19 protein-coding genes and 5 tRNA genes are annotated in these 18,369 nt (G+C 54.4%); 14 read left to right on the top strand and 10 right to left on the bottom strand.

What is annotated here, in order from left to right; all coding sequences use genetic code 11:
* Window positions 1-32: 32 nt before the first annotated feature.
* The 9 genes from pal to pnuC all read left to right on the top strand — a co-directional run bounded on the left by pal (window position 33) and on the right by pnuC (window position 3,974).
* Window positions 33-554: a peptidoglycan-associated lipoprotein Pal gene (gene pal, locus PYW49_RS06940; protein WP_003858578.1), complete on the top strand. Its 522-nt coding sequence runs from the start codon at window positions 33-35 to the stop codon at window positions 552-554.
* Window positions 555-563: 9 nt separating this feature from the next.
* Window positions 564-1,358, top strand: a complete 795-nt coding sequence (cpoB, locus tag PYW49_RS06935; protein ID WP_134349109.1) for a cell division protein CpoB — start codon at window positions 564-566, stop codon at window positions 1,356-1,358.
* A 161-nt stretch (window positions 1,359-1,519) separates the two neighbouring features.
* Window positions 1,520-1,595, top strand: a tRNA-Lys gene (locus PYW49_RS06930).
* A gap of 27 nt (window positions 1,596-1,622) precedes the next feature.
* Window positions 1,623-1,698: transfer RNA gene (locus tag PYW49_RS06925), tRNA-Val, on the top strand.
* Between the two features lie 3 nt (window positions 1,699-1,701).
* A tRNA-Lys gene (locus PYW49_RS06920) sits at window positions 1,702-1,777 on the top strand.
* Window positions 1,778-1,823: 46 nt separating this feature from the next.
* Window positions 1,824-1,899, top strand: a tRNA-Lys gene (locus PYW49_RS06915).
* Window positions 1,900-1,923: 24 nt separating this feature from the next.
* A tRNA-Lys gene (locus PYW49_RS06910) sits at window positions 1,924-1,999 on the top strand.
* A 189-nt stretch (window positions 2,000-2,188) separates the two neighbouring features.
* Window positions 2,189-3,232 carry a quinolinate synthase NadA gene (gene nadA / locus PYW49_RS06905; protein WP_320386064.1) on the top strand — a complete coding sequence of 348 codons (1,044 nt, stop codon included), beginning with the start codon at window positions 2,189-2,191 and terminating at the stop codon, window positions 3,230-3,232.
* Between the two features lie 22 nt (window positions 3,233-3,254).
* Complete coding sequence (pnuC, locus tag PYW49_RS06900; RefSeq protein WP_320386063.1) at window positions 3,255-3,974, top strand: nicotinamide riboside transporter PnuC; 720 nt, start codon at window positions 3,255-3,257, stop codon at window positions 3,972-3,974.
* On the opposite strand, the gene zitB is transcribed toward pnuC, so the two are convergent.
* Together zitB and PYW49_RS06890 are read right to left on the bottom strand one after the other, a co-directional pair.
* Window positions 3,971-4,909 (bottom strand): CDF family zinc transporter ZitB, encoded by a 939-nt coding sequence (gene zitB, locus PYW49_RS06895; RefSeq protein WP_134349384.1) that lies wholly within the window; start codon window positions 4,907-4,909, stop codon window positions 3,971-3,973. The two genes, pnuC and zitB, sit on opposite strands and share 4 nt — an antisense overlap.
* Window positions 4,910-5,014: 105 nt before the next feature.
* Entirely contained in the window at window positions 5,015-5,395 is a 381-nt protein-coding gene (locus tag PYW49_RS06890; protein WP_134349398.1) for a protein YbgS, read from the bottom strand.
* A 304-nt stretch (window positions 5,396-5,699) separates the two neighbouring features.
* Here PYW49_RS06890 and aroG point away from each other — a divergent pair, with 304 nt between their 5' ends.
* On the top strand, window positions 5,700-6,752 hold the full coding sequence (aroG, locus tag PYW49_RS06885; protein WP_320386062.1) for a 3-deoxy-7-phosphoheptulonate synthase AroG: 1,053 nt from the start codon (window positions 5,700-5,702) through the stop codon (window positions 6,750-6,752).
* A gap of 59 nt (window positions 6,753-6,811) precedes the next feature.
* Here the strand turns inward: aroG and gpmA are convergent, their stop codons facing one another.
* From gpmA to modE, 7 genes are all read right to left on the bottom strand, one after another.
* Window positions 6,812-7,564, bottom strand: coding sequence for a 2,3-diphosphoglycerate-dependent phosphoglycerate mutase (gene gpmA / locus PYW49_RS06880; RefSeq protein WP_023310804.1), 753 nt, complete (start codon window positions 7,562-7,564; stop codon window positions 6,812-6,814).
* A gap of 206 nt (window positions 7,565-7,770) precedes the next feature.
* Window positions 7,771-8,811 carry a galactose-1-epimerase gene (galM, locus tag PYW49_RS06875; protein WP_134349382.1) on the bottom strand — a complete coding sequence of 347 codons (1,041 nt, stop codon included), beginning with the start codon at window positions 8,809-8,811 and terminating at the stop codon, window positions 7,771-7,773.
* Complete coding sequence (galK, locus tag PYW49_RS06870) at window positions 8,805-9,953, bottom strand: galactokinase (protein ID WP_320386061.1); 1,149 nt, start codon at window positions 9,951-9,953, stop codon at window positions 8,805-8,807. The genes galM and galK overlap by 7 nt, the downstream gene beginning before the upstream one ends.
* Window positions 9,954-9,956: 3 nt before the next feature.
* Complete coding sequence (gene galT / locus PYW49_RS06865) at window positions 9,957-11,003, bottom strand: galactose-1-phosphate uridylyltransferase (protein ID WP_320386060.1); 1,047 nt, start codon at window positions 11,001-11,003, stop codon at window positions 9,957-9,959.
* A 9-nt stretch (window positions 11,004-11,012) separates the two neighbouring features.
* Window positions 11,013-12,029, bottom strand: coding sequence for a UDP-glucose 4-epimerase GalE (gene galE, locus PYW49_RS06860; RefSeq protein WP_320386059.1), 1,017 nt, complete (start codon window positions 12,027-12,029; stop codon window positions 11,013-11,015).
* Window positions 12,030-12,230: 201 nt separating this feature from the next.
* Window positions 12,231-13,703, bottom strand: a complete 1,473-nt coding sequence (modF, locus tag PYW49_RS06855; RefSeq protein WP_320386058.1) for a molybdate ABC transporter ATP-binding protein ModF — start codon at window positions 13,701-13,703, stop codon at window positions 12,231-12,233.
* 67 nt (window positions 13,704-13,770) lie between these two features.
* Window positions 13,771-14,559: a molybdenum-dependent transcriptional regulator gene (modE, locus tag PYW49_RS06850; protein WP_320386057.1), complete on the bottom strand. Its 789-nt coding sequence runs from the start codon at window positions 14,557-14,559 to the stop codon at window positions 13,771-13,773.
* A 127-nt stretch (window positions 14,560-14,686) separates the two neighbouring features.
* On the opposite strand from modE, the gene PYW49_RS06845 reads away from it, so the two are divergent.
* From PYW49_RS06845 to modC, 4 genes are all read left to right on the top strand, one after another.
* On the top strand, window positions 14,687-14,836 hold the full coding sequence (locus PYW49_RS06845) for an AcrZ family multidrug efflux pump-associated protein (RefSeq protein ID WP_320386055.1): 150 nt from the start codon (window positions 14,687-14,689) through the stop codon (window positions 14,834-14,836).
* 178 nt (window positions 14,837-15,014) lie between these two features.
* On the top strand, window positions 15,015-15,788 hold the full coding sequence (gene modA / locus PYW49_RS06840; protein ID WP_320386054.1) for a molybdate ABC transporter substrate-binding protein: 774 nt from the start codon (window positions 15,015-15,017) through the stop codon (window positions 15,786-15,788).
* Entirely contained in the window at window positions 15,788-16,477 is a 690-nt protein-coding gene (gene modB, locus PYW49_RS06835; RefSeq protein WP_320386053.1) for a molybdate ABC transporter permease subunit, read from the top strand. The genes modA and modB overlap by 1 nt, the downstream gene beginning before the upstream one ends.
* 2 nt (window positions 16,478-16,479) lie before the next feature.
* The gene (gene modC, locus PYW49_RS06830) at window positions 16,480-17,538 is read left to right on the top strand and encodes a molybdenum ABC transporter ATP-binding protein ModC (RefSeq protein WP_320386052.1); all 1,059 of its coding nucleotides are present in this window, start codon (window positions 16,480-16,482) and stop codon (window positions 17,536-17,538) included.
* Here modC and PYW49_RS06825 read toward each other — a convergent pair whose 3' ends face one another.
* Window positions 17,539-18,357: a pyridoxal phosphatase gene (locus PYW49_RS06825; RefSeq protein ID WP_134349375.1), complete on the bottom strand. Its 819-nt coding sequence runs from the start codon at window positions 18,355-18,357 to the stop codon at window positions 17,539-17,541.
* Between the last annotated feature and the right edge of the window lie 12 nt (window positions 18,358-18,369).

The following is an 18,369-nucleotide window of genomic DNA, read 5'->3' as shown; positions in this document are numbered from 1 at the left end:
ATAATTAATTGATTACTAAAGGAATCATAGAAATGCAACTGAACAAAGTGCTGAAGGGGCTGATGATCGCTCTGCCTGTAATGGCAATCGCAGCGTGTTCTTCTAACAAGAACGCCAGCAATGACCAGAGCGGCGAAGGCATGATGGGTGCCGGCACCGGTATGGACGCGAACGGCAATGGCAACATGTCTTCTGAAGAGCAGGCGCGTCTTCAGATGCAGCAGCTGCAGCAGAACAACATCGTTTACTTCGATCTGGATAAATACGACATCCGTTCTGACTTCGCTGCGATGCTGGATGCTCACGCTAACTTCCTGCGTAGCAACCCATCTTACAAAGTCACCGTAGAAGGTCACGCGGACGAACGTGGTACTCCAGAGTACAACATCTCCCTGGGTGAACGTCGTGCTAACGCTGTTAAAATGTACCTGCAGGGTAAAGGCGTTTCTGCTGACCAGATCTCCATCGTTTCTTACGGTAAAGAAAAACCTGCAGTACTGGGTCACGACGAAGCGGCTTACTCCAAAAACCGTCGTGCCGTACTGGTTTACTAAGAGAATTGCATGAGCAGTAACTTCAGACATCATCTGTTGAGTCTGTCGTTACTGGTTGGAATAGCGGCCCCCTGGGCCGCTTTTGCTCAGGCACCAATCAGTAGTGTCGGCTCAGGCTCGGTAGAAGACCGGGTCACTCAACTCGAGCGTATTTCTAACGCTCACAGCCAGCTTTTAACCCAACTCCAGCAACAACTTTCTGATAACCAAAACGATATTGACTCTCTCCGCGGTCAGATTCAGGAAAGCCAGTATCAGCTTAACCAGGTTGTAGAACGTCAGAAGCAAATCTTGTTGCAGATAGATAGCCTGAGCAGCGGCGGTGGTGCAGCACAAGCACAGCCAGCAGCGGGCGATCAGAGCGGTGCAGCAGCAACTGCACCGGCAGCGGATGCATCAGCTTCAACAGGTGCGCCTGTACAGAGCGGTGACGCGAATACGGATTACAACGCTGCCATTGCCCTGGTGCAGGATCAATCTCGTCAGGATGACGCGCTTGCTGCGTTTCAGAGCTTTGTTAAGAAATACCCTGATTCCACTTACCAGCCCAATGCGAATTACTGGCTCGGTCAGCTGAATTACAACAAGGGTAAAAAGGACGATGCGGCGTTTTATTTTGCCTCCGTGGTGAAAAACTACCCGAAATCGCCAAAAGCGCCTGATGCGATGTACAAAGTGGGCGTCATCATGCAGGACAAAGGCGACACTGCGAAAGCCAAAGCGGTTTATCAGCAGGTGGTCTCTAAATTCCCCGGTACCGAAGGTGCTAAGCAGGCGCAAAAACGTCTGAATTCGATGGGATGATTATCGCATGACCAGAAATCGCGTTATTTCTGGTCGTGCAGCATGATTACTAAGCAGTTAAGTGATCTTCATCGAAATTTTTGTTGCGCTGAATTCTTAAATCAGTAATATATGCCGCCGTTGCCACGGGATATCAAACAACGTGAAAACAGCGTAAAAGTGGGTCGTTAGCTCAGTTGGTAGAGCAGTTGACTTTTAATCAATTGGTCGCAGGTTCGAATCCTGCACGACCCACCACTTAACGCATTACCGGCAGTACAGAGTGGGTGATTAGCTCAGTTGGTAGAGCATCTCCTTTACACGGAGGGGGTCGGCGGTTCGAGCCCGTCATCACCCACCACTCGGGTCGTTAGCTCAGTTGGTAGAGCAGTTGACTTTTAATCAATTGGTCGCAGGTTCGAATCCTGCACGACCCACCACTTCAAAGTGGTACCGAGTAAAAATCTTCGAAGTCAGCACCCGAATGGGTCGTTAGCTCAGTTGGTAGAGCAGTTGACTTTTAATCAATTGGTCGCAGGTTCGAATCCTGCACGACCCACCACTTCGAAGAAAAAAATCCCGCAAGGGGTCGTTAGCTCAGTTGGTAGAGCAGTTGACTTTTAATCAATTGGTCGCAGGTTCGAATCCTGCACGACCCACCAGTGTAAAAAAGCGCCCTAAAGGCGCTTTTTTGCTATCTGCAACAACAAATGCTCCGCACATCTATTCCCGGTGACTTTTCACTCCAGATTCGCTATCTTGTTTAGTATACAAAACACAATTGCCGTGCGTTTTGCTATGTCAGGCAAAAGAAAGGCAATATTGTTAAGCCAGTAAAACGAGAAGCCATAATGAGCGTGATGTTTGATCCTGAAGCCGCAATCTATCCGTTTCCGCCAAAACCTGTCCCGCTGAGCCGGGATGAAAAGCAATTCTACCGTGAAAAGATCAAGCGTCTTCTTAAAGAGCGAGATGCGGTGATGGTGGCGCATTACTACACCGATCCGGAAATTCAGCAGCTGGCGGAAGAGACCGGCGGCTGTATTTCTGACTCACTGGAGATGGCGCGCTTCGGTGCAAGACATCCGGCCTCCACGCTACTGGTTGCAGGCGTGCGCTTTATGGGCGAAACGGCAAAGATCCTCAGCCCTGAAAAAACCATTCTGATGCCAACGCTTAATGCGGAGTGTTCACTGGATCTCGGCTGCCCGATTGACGAATTCACGGCCTTCTGTGATGCCCATCCTGACCGTACCGTGGTGGTTTATGCCAACACCTCCGCGGCGGTAAAAGCGCGGGCAGACTGGGTGGTCACGTCAAGCATCGCCGTTGAATTGATTGAACATCTGGACAGTATGGGTGAGAAAATTATCTGGGCGCCTGACCGCCATCTCGGAAATTATGTCCAGAAGCAGACGGGGGCTGACGTTCTCTGCTGGCAGGGTGCCTGTATTGTGCACGACGAATTCAAGACCCAGGCGCTGGCCCGTATGAAGGCGCTTTATCCTGACGCTGCCATTCTTGTTCACCCTGAATCACCGCAGTCGATCGTTGACATGGCGGATGCTGTGGGTTCAACCAGCCAGCTTATCAACGCTGCCCGGACGTTGCCTCACACGCAGCTTATTGTGGCGACCGATCGCGGTATCTTCTACAAGATGCAGCAGGCCGTGCCGGAGAAGGAGCTCCTCGAAGCGCCAACGGCAGGCGAGGGCGCAACGTGTCGCAGCTGCGCGCATTGCCCGTGGATGGCGATGAACGGCCTGAAGGCAATTGCCGAAGGACTCGAGACCGGCGGCGCAGCACATGAAATCCATGTGGATGCTGCTCTGCGTGAAGGTGCGTTAATTCCGCTTAACCGCATGCTGGATTTTGCAGCTACACTACGTACGTAATTCAACACGCCCTGGGGAAAAGATGGATTTTTTTAGCACACAGAACATTCTGGTTCATATACCGATTGGTGCAGGTGGCTATGACCTGTCATGGATTGAGGCCGTTGGCACGCTGGCGGGATTACTGTGTATCTGGCTCGCAAGCCTGGAGAAGATCAGTAATTACGCGTTCGGGCTCATAAACGTCACGCTGTTTGCGATTATCTTCTTCCAGATCCAGCTCTACGCAAGCCTGCTTTTGCAGCTGTTCTTCTTCGCAGCCAATATTTACGGCTGGTATGCGTGGTCGCGCCAGAACAGTCAGCAGGAGGCCGAGCTTCAAATCCGCTGGCTGCCGTTGCCGAAAGCGATCGCTTGGCTTGTCGCCTGCGTGGTTGCCATTGGTTTAATGACCGTCTACATCAACCCGGTGTTTGCGTTCCTGACCCGCATTGCTGTGGCGGTCATGTCCGGCATAGGGTTGAATGTGACGATGCCAGAGCTCCAGCCAGATGCCTTCCCGTTCTGGGATTCCTGCATGATGGTGCTGTCGATTGCGGCGATGATCCTGATGACCCGTAAATACGTTGAGAACTGGCTGCTGTGGGTCATCATCAACGTCATCAGCGTGGTAATTTTCGCGCTACAGGGCGTCTATGCCATGTCGCTGGAATATCTGCTGCTGACCTTCATTGCGCTGAACGGCAGCCGAATGTGGATTAACAGCGCGCGTGAGCGAGGCTCTCACGCGCTTTCCAGCTAGTGGTGATGATGATGCGAATGGCCGGACTGCGCCTCGTTAAGGTGGCAGTCCGGGCCGTTACAAGGCTGATACTCCATCTGAATGGTGACGTGGCCAATTTCGTAGTGATGTTCAAGAAAATGCTGGATACGTTCAAGCAGCGCATCATGGTCGTTAGGCGGGATCACCTGGACGTGCAAGGTCATGACCGGTTTCTCCCCCACCAGCCAGACGTGTACATGATGAACATTGCGGACTTCCGGGACAGAACGGCGCAGGTTACGTTTCAGCTCGTCAATATCCATGGATGCCGGTGCCCCTTCAAGCAGTTCATTGACGCTCTCCTTCAGCAACCGCCAGGCGCTGCGCAAGACCAGACACGATACCAACACGGAAAGAATCGGATCGACAGGCGTCCAGCCGGTATAGAGGATCACCAGCGCGGCCACAATCGCCCCGACTGAACCGAGCAAATCACCCAGGACATGCAGAGCCGCAGCCCGCACGTTGAGGTTCTTCTCCCCGCTGCCGCGGTGCAAAATCCAGAATGCCAGGATATTCGCCAGCAGCCCTGCCACGGCTATCACCATCATTGTCGCCCCGGCGATCGGCTGAGGGTGTCTAAAACGCTGTACCGCCTCCCAGACGATAAGAACGGTAATGACCACCAGCGCAATAGCGTTAACAAACGCGGCAAGGGTTGTCAGCCTCAGCCAGCCGAAGGTATGGCGCGCATTCGGAGGTCGACGCGCAAACTGCACGGCCAGCAGGGCGAAGAGCAACGCGGCTGCATCGGTCAGCATATGCCCGGCATCAGCCAGAAGCGCCAGAGAGCCGGAAACCAGCCCGCCAATGACTTCGATAACCATAAACGTTGCCGTGACGCCAAAGGCCAGCATAAGTCGTTTAGCGTTGTCGTTGCCCGGAGTTTGTGAGTGTGAGTGGGTATGCGCCATGTCTGCTTTCCTGATTTATTATTGTTTTTAGTGTAGCGTTTTTAATGGGTTGCTCCAAAAAGAAAGGAGAGCCTGAGCTCTCCTTTTTCTTCCGATCACAGCGGATTATTGGGTAGTGCCATCGGTTTTGGTATTGGCGTCATTACCCACCTTGTCGTTAGGATTCGGGCATTTGCCGTCTTTGCACATAGAGTTCTTATGAACCTCATCCGAACTCATATTGTCATGATTCATAGTGCCGGAACCGCTACCGTTCGGATGCAGCATGGTGCCGCCGGTATTGGTATTGCCGGTGTTGATCTGGTTATTATCGACATTATTCGGGGCGATATTTTGTTTCGCATCAGGGGCGACCTGGCCTGCTGACGCTGCCGCATTGGCATCACCGTTGTTGTCTGAGCTACCCGTTTCCGCAGCAAGGACGCTGCCGCTTGCCAGGGTAAGTGTGGCTGTCAGGAAGAGGGTTGCCAGTTTTGTCATTTTCATCATGGTGCTCCTGTTCTTGTCGTTACGCTGGATAACATTCTCCAACAGTGCATCTTTTTCAGAGGCGAAAGCTCCCGCATTACCGACTTATGTCAGTAGGGAATCGCGTTTAAGCGTGTAAAATTGGTTGTTACAGTTAAAAAGCTTAGGTTAGATCTCATTTTTCGCTATTTTGTGGCGATTTTTAGGCTAATTCCAGGAATTATCTGCGTGAAGTGTAAAACCGTGTTTACACTTCCTGGTCGACAAGATAGATTGAAAGGATTGCTTTCATTACAAAAGATATGGCAGAGCTGGAAAGAAAATGAATTATCAGAACGACGATTTACGTATTAAAGAGATCAATGAGTTATTACCTCCTGTAGCACTCCTTGAGAAATTCCCCGCCACTGAAAATGCCGCAAACACGGTTTCTCATGCTCGTAAAGCGATCCATAAGATCCTGAAAGGTAATGACGATCGTCTTCTGGTGGTGATTGGCCCGTGCTCTATTCACGATCCTGCGGCGGCAAAAGAGTATGCAGCAAGACTGCTCCAGTTACGTGAAGAGCTGAAGGGCGAGCTTGAAATCGTGATGCGCGTTTACTTTGAAAAACCGCGTACCACCGTGGGCTGGAAAGGGCTGATTAACGATCCGCACATGGATAACAGTTTCCAGATCAACGACGGTCTGCGCATCGCGCGCAAGCTGCTGCTGGAGATCAACGACAGCGGCCTGCCTGCGGCCGGTGAGTTTCTGGACATGATTACGCCTCAGTATCTGGCAGACCTGATGAGCTGGGGCGCAATTGGTGCCCGTACCACCGAATCTCAGGTTCACCGCGAGCTGGCTTCCGGTCTCTCTTGCCCGGTTGGTTTTAAAAACGGGACGGATGGCACGATGAAGGTGGCCATTGATGCCATCAATGCTGCTGGCGCACCGCACTGCTTCCTGTCGGTGACAAAATGGGGTCACTCCGCCATTGTTAACACCAGCGGGAACGGCGACTGCCATATCATTTTGCGCGGCGGCAAAGAGCCAAACTACAGTGCAAAGCATGTCGCAGAAGTGAAGGTCGGGCTGGAAAAAGCCGGGCTGCCACCGCAGGTCATGATCGATTTCAGCCATGCCAACTCCAGCAAGCAGTTCAAAAAGCAGATGGAAGTGGGTGCAGACGTCTGTCAGCAGATTGCCGGCGGTGAGAAGGCGGTGATTGGGGTGATGATCGAAAGCCATCTGGTTGAAGGTAACCAGAACCTGGAAAGCAGCGAACCGCTGGTTTATGGTAAGAGCGTGACGGATGCCTGCATTGGCTGGGAAGATACCGACACGATCCTGAGTCAGCTGGCGAATGCGGTAAAAGCGCGTCGCGGTTAATCCGATGCGGAAATAAAAAAGCGCGGAAGGTTCCGCGCTTTTTTTATGTCTTGCGAAAATTACTTCGCTTTACCCTGGTTCGCGACAGCCGCTGCTTTCGCCGCGATTTCTTCTGCGTTACCCAGATAGTAATGTTTGATTGGTTTGAAGTTTTCGTCGAACTCATATACCAGCGGTACGCCAGTCGGGATGTTCAGTTCGAGGATTTCGTCTTCACCCATGTTGTCCAGGTATTTTACCAGCGCACGCAGGGAGTTACCGTGAGCGGCGATAATCACGCGCTCACCGCTTTTCAGGCGTGGCAGAATGGTTTCGTTCCAGTAAGGCACAACGCGGTCGATGGTCAGCGCCAGGCTCTCGGTGGTTGGCAGCTCAGCGTCGGTCAGTTTTGCATAACGTGGGTCGTGGCCCGGGTAGCGCTCGTCATCTTTGGTCAGCTCCGGTGGCGTAATTGCGAAACCGCGGCGCCACTGTTTAACCTGCTCGTCGCCATATTTTTCAGCGGTTTCTGCTTTGTTCAGACCCTGCAGCGCACCGTAGTGACGTTCGTTCAGTTTCCAGGATTTCTCAACCGGCAGCCAGGCCTGATCCAGTTCGTCAAGAACGTTCCACAGGGTGTGGATGGCACGTTTCAGCACAGAGGTGTAAGCAAAATCAAAGCTGAAGCCTTCTTCCTTCAGCAGTTTACCTGCTGCTTTTGCTTCGCTTACGCCTTTCTCGGACAGATCAACGTCGTACCAACCGGTAAAGCGGTTTTCGTTGTTCCACTGACTTTCGCCGTGACGCACCAGGACCAGCTTAGTTATAGCCATCTCTTACTCCTCAAGCATTTTTAGAATGATAACAATTCTCATTATATTGCCGTGGCTATGCCAGCAGCAACGCTTAACCCTAACCATAGCGAAAATAGTCTCTGAGTGTAAGATGCTTGTGAATCCAGGGTTATGATTTTGTCTGCGATCGGCGCTATTTTCAGCAAGGCGTGCAGAAAAAAGCCCTCCGATGGGAGGGCTTAAAATCAATGCGGAATAAAATGATATTCCGTCACGCTAACATACTCTTCACCCGGGCGCAGCACACAGTCTGGCTGCGGCCATTCCGGATGATTCGGGCTGTCCGGGAGGAACTCGCTCTCCAGCGCCAGGCCTTGCCAGTCGCTGTACTCATCGTGTTCGCGCGCCGTCGTGCCGCCAAGATAGTTGCCTGAGTAGAATTGCAGCGCAGGTGCGGAGGTATAAACCGTCATCTGCAGCTTTTCATCCGCAGACCAGACCTGTGCTGCAGGTTGCTTCACATCACCTTTTGCCTGCAGCAGGAAAGCGTGGTCGTAGCCTTTCACCTTGCGCTGATCGTCATCGCTCAGGAAATCCTGTGCGATGGTTTTCGCACTGCGGAAGTCAAAGCTGGTGCCGCTCACGCACTTCAGCCCCTGATACGGAATGCCCATCTCGTCAACCGGCAAATAGTCATCCGCAAAGATTTGCAGCTTATGGTTACGCACGTCGCACTGGTTACCGTCCAGATTAAAATACGCGTGATTGGTCAGATTGACCGGACATGGCTTGTCGACTGTCGCACGGTATTCAATAGCGATACGGTTGTCGTCGGTCAGCGTAAAGCGTGCGGAGGCGATAAGGTTCCCCGGGAAACCCTGATCCCCATCAAGCGAATCCAGTGAGAACTGCACTTCGCTGTCGTTTTGGCGGACAATTTTCCAGCGACGTTTGTCAAAGCCTTCCGGGCCGCCGTGCAGCTGGTTCTCACCCTGGCTTGGGAGCAGGTCGTACTGCACGCCGTCGAGTTCAAAGCGGCTTTTCGCGATGCGGTTAGCATAGCGCCCTACGGACGCGCCCAGATAGGCGGACTGATTGATATACTGCTCAGGCGAGGCGCAGCCGAGAAGGGTTTCGCGTACGCTGCCATCCGGCATGGGAACGCGGGCGGAAAGCAGCGTGGCTCCCCAGTCCATCAGCGTAACCACCATCCCTGCGCTGTTGCGCAGGGTTAACAGGCGATACGGCAGACCATCCGGTGCAAGGGTGGGTGTTTCATTTAGCACTGTCCGGCTCCTTGTGATGCTTTACACACGTAGAAAGTTTCTTTAATACCCGTTTTCGCTTCGTACTGTTTTTCTACCGCCTGCTGGACGGCAGGAACAAGTTCTTCCGGCACCAGGGCAACGATGCAGCCCCCGAAACCGCCGCCGGTCATGCGCACGCCGCCTTTATCGCCAATTGTTGCTTTTACGATCTCAACCAGCGTGTCGATTTGCGGCACGGTGATTTCAAAGTCGTCGCGCATGGAGGCATGAGATTCCGCCATCAGCTCACCCATACGTTTCAGGTCGCCTTTCGCCAGCGCGGACGCGGCTTCAACGGTACGGGCGTTCTCTGTCAGTACGTGACGAACGCGTTTGGCAACGACCGGATCCAGCTCGTATGCCACTTTGTTAAATTCATTGAGCGTTACGTCGCGCAGGGCGGGCTGCTGGAAGAAGCGAGCGCCGGTCTCGCATTGTTCGCGGCGCGTGTTGTATTCGCTACCCACCAGCGTGCGTTTAAAGTTGCTGTTGACGATCACGACAGCCGCACCTTTTGGCAGGGGAACGGCTTTGGTGCCAAGAGAACGGCAGTCGATCAGCAGCGCGTGTTCTTTTTTGCCCAGCGCAGAGATCAGCTGGTCCATGATGCCGCAGTTACAGCCCACGAACTGGTTCTCTGCTTCCTGACCATTCAGGGCGATTTGCGCGCCGTCCAGCGGCAGATGATAAAGCTGCTGGAAGACGGTTCCTACGGCGACTTCCAGAGAAGCCGAGGAGCTTAAACCCGCACCCTGCGGCACGTTGCCGCTAATAACTAAATCCGCACCGCCAAAGTTCTTGTTACGCTTCTGCAGATGCTTCACCACGCCGCGCACGTAGTTAGACCACTGCTGGCTGTCGTGCGTCACGATCGGGGCATCGAGGGAAAACTCGTCCGTCTCATTACCGTAATCCGCGGCAATGACGCGGACTTTACGGTCGTCGCGCTTCGCACAGCTGATGACGGTCTGGTAATCGATGGCGCAGGGCAGAACAAAGCCGTCGTTGTAGTCGGTGTGTTCACCGATCAGGTTGACGCGGCCAGGCGCCTGGATAACGTGAGTGGCAGGGTAGCCAAATTTTTCAGCAAACAGGGATTGTGTTTTATCTTTCAGACTCATTTATTAGACTCCTGATTCGCGATAATGGACGTCGCTAACGGCCCGCAGACGTTCTGCCGCCTGTTCCGCCGTCAGGTCACGCTGCGTTTCCGCCAGCATTTCATAGCCCACCATAAATTTACGTACTGTCGCAGAGCGCAGCAGCGGCGGATAGAAATGGGCGTGCAGCTGCCAGTGCTGATTCTCTTCCCCGTTAAACGGTGCACCGTGCCAGCCCATTGAGTACGGGAAGGAGCACTGGAACAGATTGTCGTAACGGCTGGTCAGTTTTTTTAGCGCCAGAGCAAGGTCGTCGCGCTGCGCGTCGTTGAGTTCGGTAATGCGCTGTACGTGCGCTTTCGGCAGCAGCAGCGTTTCAAACGGCCAGGCGGCCCAGTAAGGTACGACGGCCAGCCAGTGTTCGGTTTCCACCACGGTACGGCTGCCGTCGGCCAGCTCACGGCGGGTGTAATCCACCAGCATTGGGGAACCGTTTTCCGCGTAATACGCTTTTTGCAGGCGGTCTTCACGCTCGGCTTCGTTGGGCAGGAAACTGTTTGCCCAGATCTGACCGTGCGGATGCGGGTTAGAACAGCCCATGGCTGCGCCTTTGTTTTCGAACACCTGCACCCACGGATAAGTCTGACCCAGCTCTGCGGTTTGCGTTTGCCAGGTGCTTACGACCTCTTTTAGCGCCTCAACGCTCAGTTCAGGCAGCGTTTTGCTGTGATCGGGCGAGAAGCAGATCACGCGGCTGGTACCGCGTGCGCTTTCGCAGCGCATCAGCGGATCGTGGCTTTCCGGCGCGTCCGGCGTGTCGGTCATCAGGGCCGCGAAATCATTGGTGAAAACGAAGGTGCCTTTGTAATTCGGGTTTTTATCTCCCGTCACGCGCGTATTGCCCGGACACAGGAAGCAGTCCGGGTCGTGCTGTGGAAGCGTTTGTTTCGCAGGCGTCTCTTGCGCCCCCTGCCAGGGGCGCTTTGCGCGATGCGGAGAAACCAAAATCCATTGCCCGCTTAACGGGTTAAAACGACGATGCGGATGATCGACGGGATTAAACAAAGTCATGACGGATCCTTAGTCCGGATAACCCTGCGGATGGCGCGACTGCCAGTGCCAGGTATCCTGTGCCATTTCATCAAGCGTGCGGGTGACACGCCAGTTAAGCTCTTTGTCAGCTTTGGAGGCATCGGCCCAGTACGCCGGGAGATCGCCTTCACGACGTGGAGCAAAGTGGTAGTTCACCGGCTTGCCGCAGGCTTTGCTGAAGGCGTTAACCACATCCAGCACGCTGCTGCCGATCCCGGCGCCAAGGTTGTAAATATGCACGCCAGGTTTGTCAGCCAGCTGCTGCATCGCCGCCACGTGGCCGTCGGCCAGATCCATCACGTGGATATAGTCACGCACGCCGGTGCCATCTTCGGTTGGATAGTCGTTACCAAAAATAGCCAGCGAGTCGCGGCGGCCTACGGCAACCTGGGCGATATACGGCATCAGGTTATTTGGAATGCCCTGCGGGTCTTCACCCATATCGCCAGACGGATGGGCGCCGACCGGGTTGAAGTAGCGCAGCAGGGCGATGCTCCACTCAGGCTGTGCTTTTTGCAGGTCGGTCAGGATCTGCTCCACCATCAGCTTGCTTTTGCCATACGGGCTTTGCGGCGTACCGGTAGGGAAGCTCTCAACGTAAGGAATTTTGGGCTGATCGCCGTAGACGGTGGCGGAAGAACTGAAGATGAAATTCTTCACGTTTGCGGCGCGCATAGCAGAGATTAAACGCAGCGTACCGTTAACGTTATTGTCGTAATACTCAAGCGGTTTCGCTACCGATTCGCCGACCGCTTTCAGACCGGCGAAGTGGATCACCGCTTCAATAGCGTGGTCGTGAAGGATCTCTGTCATCAGCGCTTCGTTGCGGATGTCGCCTTCCACGAAAGTCGGCTGTTTACCGCCAAGACGTTCAATCACAGGCAGCACGCTGCGCTTACTGTTGCACAGGTTATCGAGGATGATGACATCGTGGCCGTTTTGCAGCAGCTGCACGCAGGTATGACTACCTATGTAACCGCTACCACCTGTTACCAGAACTCGCATATTTAGCTCCATTGGGCTTATGGTATGTAATAACCATAGCATAACAGAGACGCGAAAAGTGTGACATGGGATAAAATAGTGGAATCGTTTACACTGTTTTTAAAATCCGATTTTCAACCGTAATGGGGCATTGTAGATCAACGGGATAGAGATGTCTTAGTGCAGGTTATCTGAAAAACGGAGGGCGGGGCCCTCCGGAGGCTAATCGATTTTGCTTTGCAGATAATGGTAGTTGTCACCGTCCGGAATAAACTCCAGGCGATGGGTTATGCAGGAGGGGGCATCTTCGGCATGGTGTGAAACAAACAGCAGCTGCGTTTCGCCTTCGCCAATCAGCACATCGACAAAGCGGCGGATCAGCTGGCGGTTTAGCGGATCCAGCCCCTGCAGCGGTTCATCCAGAATAAGCAGCGTAGGATGTTTCACCAGCGCGCGAACGATAAGCGCCAGGCGCTGCTGCCCCCACGACAGGCTATGAAACGGCGCGTCAGCGACCCGGTTGTCCATGCCGAGAATATCCAGCCACTGCTGAGCCAGCTTGCGCTGTTTGTCCGACACCGCCTGATAAATGCCGATGGAATCAAAATAGCCGGAAAGGATCGCGTTGCGTACCGTGGTACTGACCCGGTAGTCCAGATGCAGGCTGCTGCTGACGTAGCCGATATGTTTTTTAATATCCCAGATGGTTTCGCCGCTGCCGCGACGCCGGCCAAACAGCGTGAGATCGTTGCTGTAGCCCTGCGGGTGATCGCCGGTTATCAGGCTCAGCAGCGTCGATTTTCCCGCGCCGTTGGGGCCGACAATCTGCCAGTGTTCGCCAGGATTGACCGTCCAGCTGAGGTGGTTAAGGATCGGGCGATCGTCATAAGAGACCACCCCGTCACGCAGCACGATGCGTGGCTGGTGGGGATCGAGCGCGTGGCGGGCCGAAGGGGCGTCAGGCTCCGGAAGGGTAATACCGTCAAGCCGTTCGCTATGGGCGAGCTGGGCAATGAGCGCCTGCTTAAGGAGCGCCGATTTTTCGCCAGTCTCTGTCAGGTTACAGTCGGCCAGTACGCCTGCGTGCTGGATAAAATCCGGAATTTCATCAAAACGGTTAAGCACCAGCACGAGGGTATATCCCTGCTGATTAAGCGACTCCAGCAGGGATGCCAGCTGCGCACGGGATTGCACGTCAAGGCCGTCGAACGGTTCGTCGAGGATCAGCAGCTCAGGCTCGCTCATTAGTGCCTGACAAAGCAGCGTTTTTCGCGTCTCGCCGGTAGAAAGGTATTTAAAGCGCCGGTCCAGCAGGCCGGTGATGCCGAACCGTTCTGCCAGGCGCTGACAGCGGGCAGGATCTTTCACCTCATCCTGAATAATTTCCGCCGTCGTGCGGCCGGTATCTTCTTCACCAGGGCTGAGCAAATCGGTGTTGTTGCGCTGCCACTCGTCGCTCACCAGCTTTTGCAGTTGTTCAAATGACAGACGCGTCAGGCGAGTAACGTCACGCTGATAGTCACCCTTGAGGAGGGTGAGCTCGCCGGCCAGCGCGCGGGCCAGCGCAGATTTACCGCTGCCGTTAGTGCCGACAAACGCCCAGCTTTCACCCGCGCGTATTGTCAAATCAGCAATCGTCAGCGTTCGGGTATCGCCAAGACGAAACGTGCCTTGCGAAATATGCAATGATGACATGATTTATCCCTGTTTTTGCAGCAACAGATATCAGGGATACGCACTGTTGGTACGATTGTCAATGCGCTCAGCACAATGTGGCGATAATCACCCGGTCTGCGTTGAACCAGGCGGTGACAACATCCCCTTCTTCTAAACCGTCCGCATCGCTGAGCGGTATCGTCGCGCAAAGCTTTTGTCCGTCTGCCAGAGTCATCAACACTTCGCACTGCTCCTTGCCGCGTTCGATATGGCTGATTGCGCCCTGGAGCTGGTTATCTGCTGCTTTTGCCGCGTCGGCATGGCGTGTGATATTGACCCACGGCGCTTTCAGCAACACCAGCACCTCTTTACCTTCATCCAGTGCAAGCCGTTCTGCGCTTTGTGCCGTTATCGCGGCTTTCAGACGGGTGGTGCCATCTGCAAGCAGGATCTCTATATGCTGCTGTACCTGGAGATTATCGCGCGCCGTCACCGTACCAAACCACTGGTTGCGGGCGCTGGTTTGCAACGAGAAGCGGGAAATGGCGGCCAGCAAACTGTCCAGCGGCACGTTATCGTCATCGCTTAACGCATCGAACGCTTTTTGCTGGATCTGGCCCAGGAGATCGTAAAGCTGAATAAGACGCTGGCCATAGCGTGTCACGATTGCACCACCGCCGCCTTTGCCGCCTGTGGCTCTGTCTACCAGCGGTTGCTCGCTCAGGGTGTTCATGTCGTTGATGGCATCCCAGGCGCTTTTATAGCTAATCCCGGCGTTTTTCGCCCCCTGGCTAATCGAGCCGGTTTGTTCTATTTGTTTAAGCAGGGCGATACGTCGCGGATCGGCGAAAAGCTTTTGCTGAAGTCTGAGAGTGAGGAGAATTTCGGCCTGCATAACAGTATCCTGGCAAAAAGAGTATTGTGACCCAAATGGTGCAGGGCGCAAAGGGTACCGCACAAAAGGGGATGTTTTTCTCACTTGAAAGGGTAGAATAAGCCATTCACAATATCTGGAGAAAACCATGTTAGAGTTGTTGAAAAGTCTGGTATTCGCCGTGATCATGGTACCAGTAGTGATGGCCATCATCCTCGGTGCCATCTACGGCCTGGGTGAAGTGTTCAACCTCTTTTCGAACATTGGTCACAGAGACCAGGCTAAAAAGCAGCATTGATTCCCCACAAAACGCCCGGCTTGTCCGGGCGTTTTGCTCTCAAGGTTTTCTCACTTTCGCCGATATCATTTAATGTATCACGCCGATTTACCCCTTGAGCGGTACGATTAAACGCTGGGATCTCCCTGACGTTACCGTTATATTGGTATGTATATAACGATACTCACAGGAGCTACAAATGGCACGTACATGGGTACGCCTTTTCGCAGGGGCAACGCTGACACTTTCACTTACCGGACACGCGCTGGCGGACGACGGTAAAATTACGGTCTTTGCGGCGGCGTCGTTGACCAATGCAATGCAGGATATCGCGGCGGCGTATAAAAAAGAGAAAAACGTCGAGGTGGTCTCCTCGTTTGCGTCTTCCTCTACGCTGGCGCGCCAGATAGAAGCGGGCGCACCGGCGGATCTGTTCATTTCGGCTGACCAGAAGTGGATGGATTACGCAGCGGAGAAGAAAGCGATTGATGCGGCAACCCGCGAAACGCTGCTGGGCAATAGCCTGGTCGTTGTGGCGTCAAAAGCCAGCTCACAGGCCGACATCACCATCAACAAAGAGACAAACTGGACCCGCCTGCTGAACGGCGGTCGTCTGGCGGTGGGGGACCCGGAGCACGTTCCGGCCGGGATTTACGCCAAAGAAGCGCTACAAAAGCTGGGCGCGTGGGAGACCCTGTCGCCGAAACTGGCGCCAGCGGAAGACGTTCGCGGCGCGCTGGCGCTGGTGGAACGCAACGAAGCCCCGCTGGGCATTGTCTATGGCTCTGATGCCGTTGCCAGCAAGGGTGTTAAAGTGGTCGCAACCTTCCCGGAAGACTCCCACAAGAAAGTGGAATACCCTGTTGCGATTGTTGATGGACATAAAAATGCGACCGTGACGGCCTTCCGCGATTATTTGAAGGGGCCACAAGCGTCCGCAATCTTTAAACGTTATGGATTTACGACTCACTGATGATATTGACCGATCCTGAATGGCAGGCTGTTCTGCTGAGCCTGAAAGTCTCCTCCCTGGCGGTTGCGCTGAGCTTGCCCTTTGGGATCTTCTTTGCCTGGCTGCTGGTGCGCTGTCGGTTTCCCGGCAAAGCGCTGCTCGACAGCGTGCTTCATCTTCCGCTCGTATTGCCGCCCGTAGTGGTCGGTTATCTGTTGCTGATTTCGATGGGGCGACGCGGTTTTATCGGCGAGAAACTCTACGACTGGTTTGGGTTGACGTTTGCGTTTAGCTGGCGCGGTGCGGTGCTGGCGGCGGCGGTAATGTCATTCCCGCTGATGGTGAGGGCGATCCGCCTCGCGCTGGAAGGCGTGGACATGAAACTCGAACAGGCGGCCCGCACGCTGGGCGCCGGGCGCTGGCGCGTCTTTTTCACCATCACGCTTCCCCTAACGTTACCCGGCATTATTGTCGGCACGGTGCTGGCCTTCGCCCGCTCGCTCGGCGAGTTTGGCGCGACGATCACCTTTGTGTCGAATATTCCCGGCGAGACGCGAACCATCCCGTCGGCGATGTATACTCTGATTCAAACTCCGGGCGGTGAAGGCGCGGCGGCGCGGCTGTGTATTATTTCAATTGTGCTGGCGCTGGTATCGCTAATGGTGTCTGAATGGCTGGCGCGGCTCAGCCGCGAGCGGATGGGGAAATAGACATGCTTGAGCTTCATTTTACCCAGACGCTGGGAAACCATACCCTGACGCTTAGCGAGACGCTGCCTGCAAGCGGCATCACCGCCATCTTTGGCGTGTCGGGAGCGGGGAAAACGTCGCTGATTAATGCCATCAGCGGTCTGACCCGCCCGCAGTCAGGACGGATTGTATTGAACAACCGCGTCTTAAACAACGTGGAAAATAAGGTGTATCTGTCGCCTGATAAACGCCGTATTGGCTATGTTTTCCAGGATGCGCGCTTATTCCCGCACTACAGCGTGCGCGGCAACCTGCGTTACGGCATGGCGAAAAGCATGGCTTCGCAGTTTGATAAGCTGGTAGCGCTTTTAGGTATCGAACCTCTGCTGGACAGACTGCCTTCTTCGCTTTCCGGCGGAGAAAAACAGCGCGTGGCGATTGGCCGCGCGTTGCTGACCGCACCCGAGCTGCTGTTGCTCGACGAACCACTTGCCTCGCTGGATATTCCGCGTAAACGTGAGCTCCTGCCCTACCTGCAGCGCCTGACGCGTGAAATTAATATTCCGATGCTCTACGTCAGCCATTCGCTGGATGAGATCCTGCATCTGGCCGATAACGTGCTGGTGCTGGAAGAGGGCAGCGTTAAGGCCTTCGGCAAACTGGAGGAGGTATGGGGCAGCAGCGTGATGCACCCCTGGTTACCAAAAGAACAGCAGAGCAGCATTCTTAAAGTGAGCGTTCTGGAACATCACCCGCACTACGCGATGACCGCGCTGGCGCTGGGTGACCAGCATCTTTGGGTCAATAAGATCGACAAACCGCTGCAGTCAGCTCTGCGGATCCGTATCCAGGCGTCTGACGTCTCGCTGGTGCTGCAACCCCCGCTGCAGACCAGTATTCGAAATATTCTGCGCGCCAAAGTGGCGGAGTGTTTTGATGATAACGGTCAGGTGGAAGTGAAGCTTGAGGTGGGAAGCCGAACGCTCTGGGCGCGCATCAGCCCGTGGGCCAGGGATGAGTTAGGGATCAAACCCGGCCTGTGGCTTTACGCGCAAATCAAGAGCGTCTCTATCACCACCTGATTACAGCAGATGGGTATAAATGTACTGCGCGATGCTGTCGGTGGTGTTGTCGCCAATCACCACGTTGGCGCGCGCCTTCACGGCGTCATCGGCGTTACCCATCGCCACGCCCGTACCGGCGGCTTCCAGCATGCTGATGTCGTTGTAGTTATCGCCAAAGGCAATCACATCCTGCATCGACCCGCCCTGTGACGCCACATACTGCGTCAAACGCTTGCCTTTGCTGTTGCCTTTGCGGGCAATATCGACCTGGTCGTGCCAGGACCACTCGCACTCCAGACCCAGCGTCTGTTCCACATGTTTCGCGAAGGCATTCAGTTTGGTGGTATCTTCATCCGTCAGGGCGAATTTCCAGATAGCCTCAACGTCCTGGGCTGCCTGACGCAGGGAAGAAACCTGGGTAAAGACCGGACGCTGCGCTTCAGGCAGGGACAGCGCCCAGTTGCTGGTGCGTACCACATGGCCAGTAGGGCGCTCGTACACCATCGCGTTGTCCACGTACATCAGACCGTGAACGTCATGCTCATCAAGCAGATCAATCAGTTGCAGCGCCTGGGGAACCGGCAGCGGGTCGGATTCTAAAACCTTTTTTGCCTGATAATCATACAAATAAGTGCCATTACAGCAAATTGCAGGTGTATCTAACGCCAGTGCCTGATAAAAAGGGTGAATGGCAACGTGATGTCGACCCGTTACGATAAGGAGTTGATATCCCACTTCCTGCGCGCGTTTTAGTGCTTCAAGGGAGGAGGGGAGAAGGGTTTTTTGCGGCGTCAGTAAGGTACCGTCTAAATCCAGAGCAATCACACGCGAGGTCATCTGTTTTCCCGG

The sequence above is a fragment of the Enterobacter chinensis genome, from assembly GCF_034008295.1.
Lineage (GTDB): Bacteria > Pseudomonadota > Gammaproteobacteria > Enterobacterales > Enterobacteriaceae > Enterobacter > Enterobacter chinensis.
Note: the sequence above shows the minus strand (reverse complement) of the source record. Positions and strands in the feature narration are given on the sequence as shown.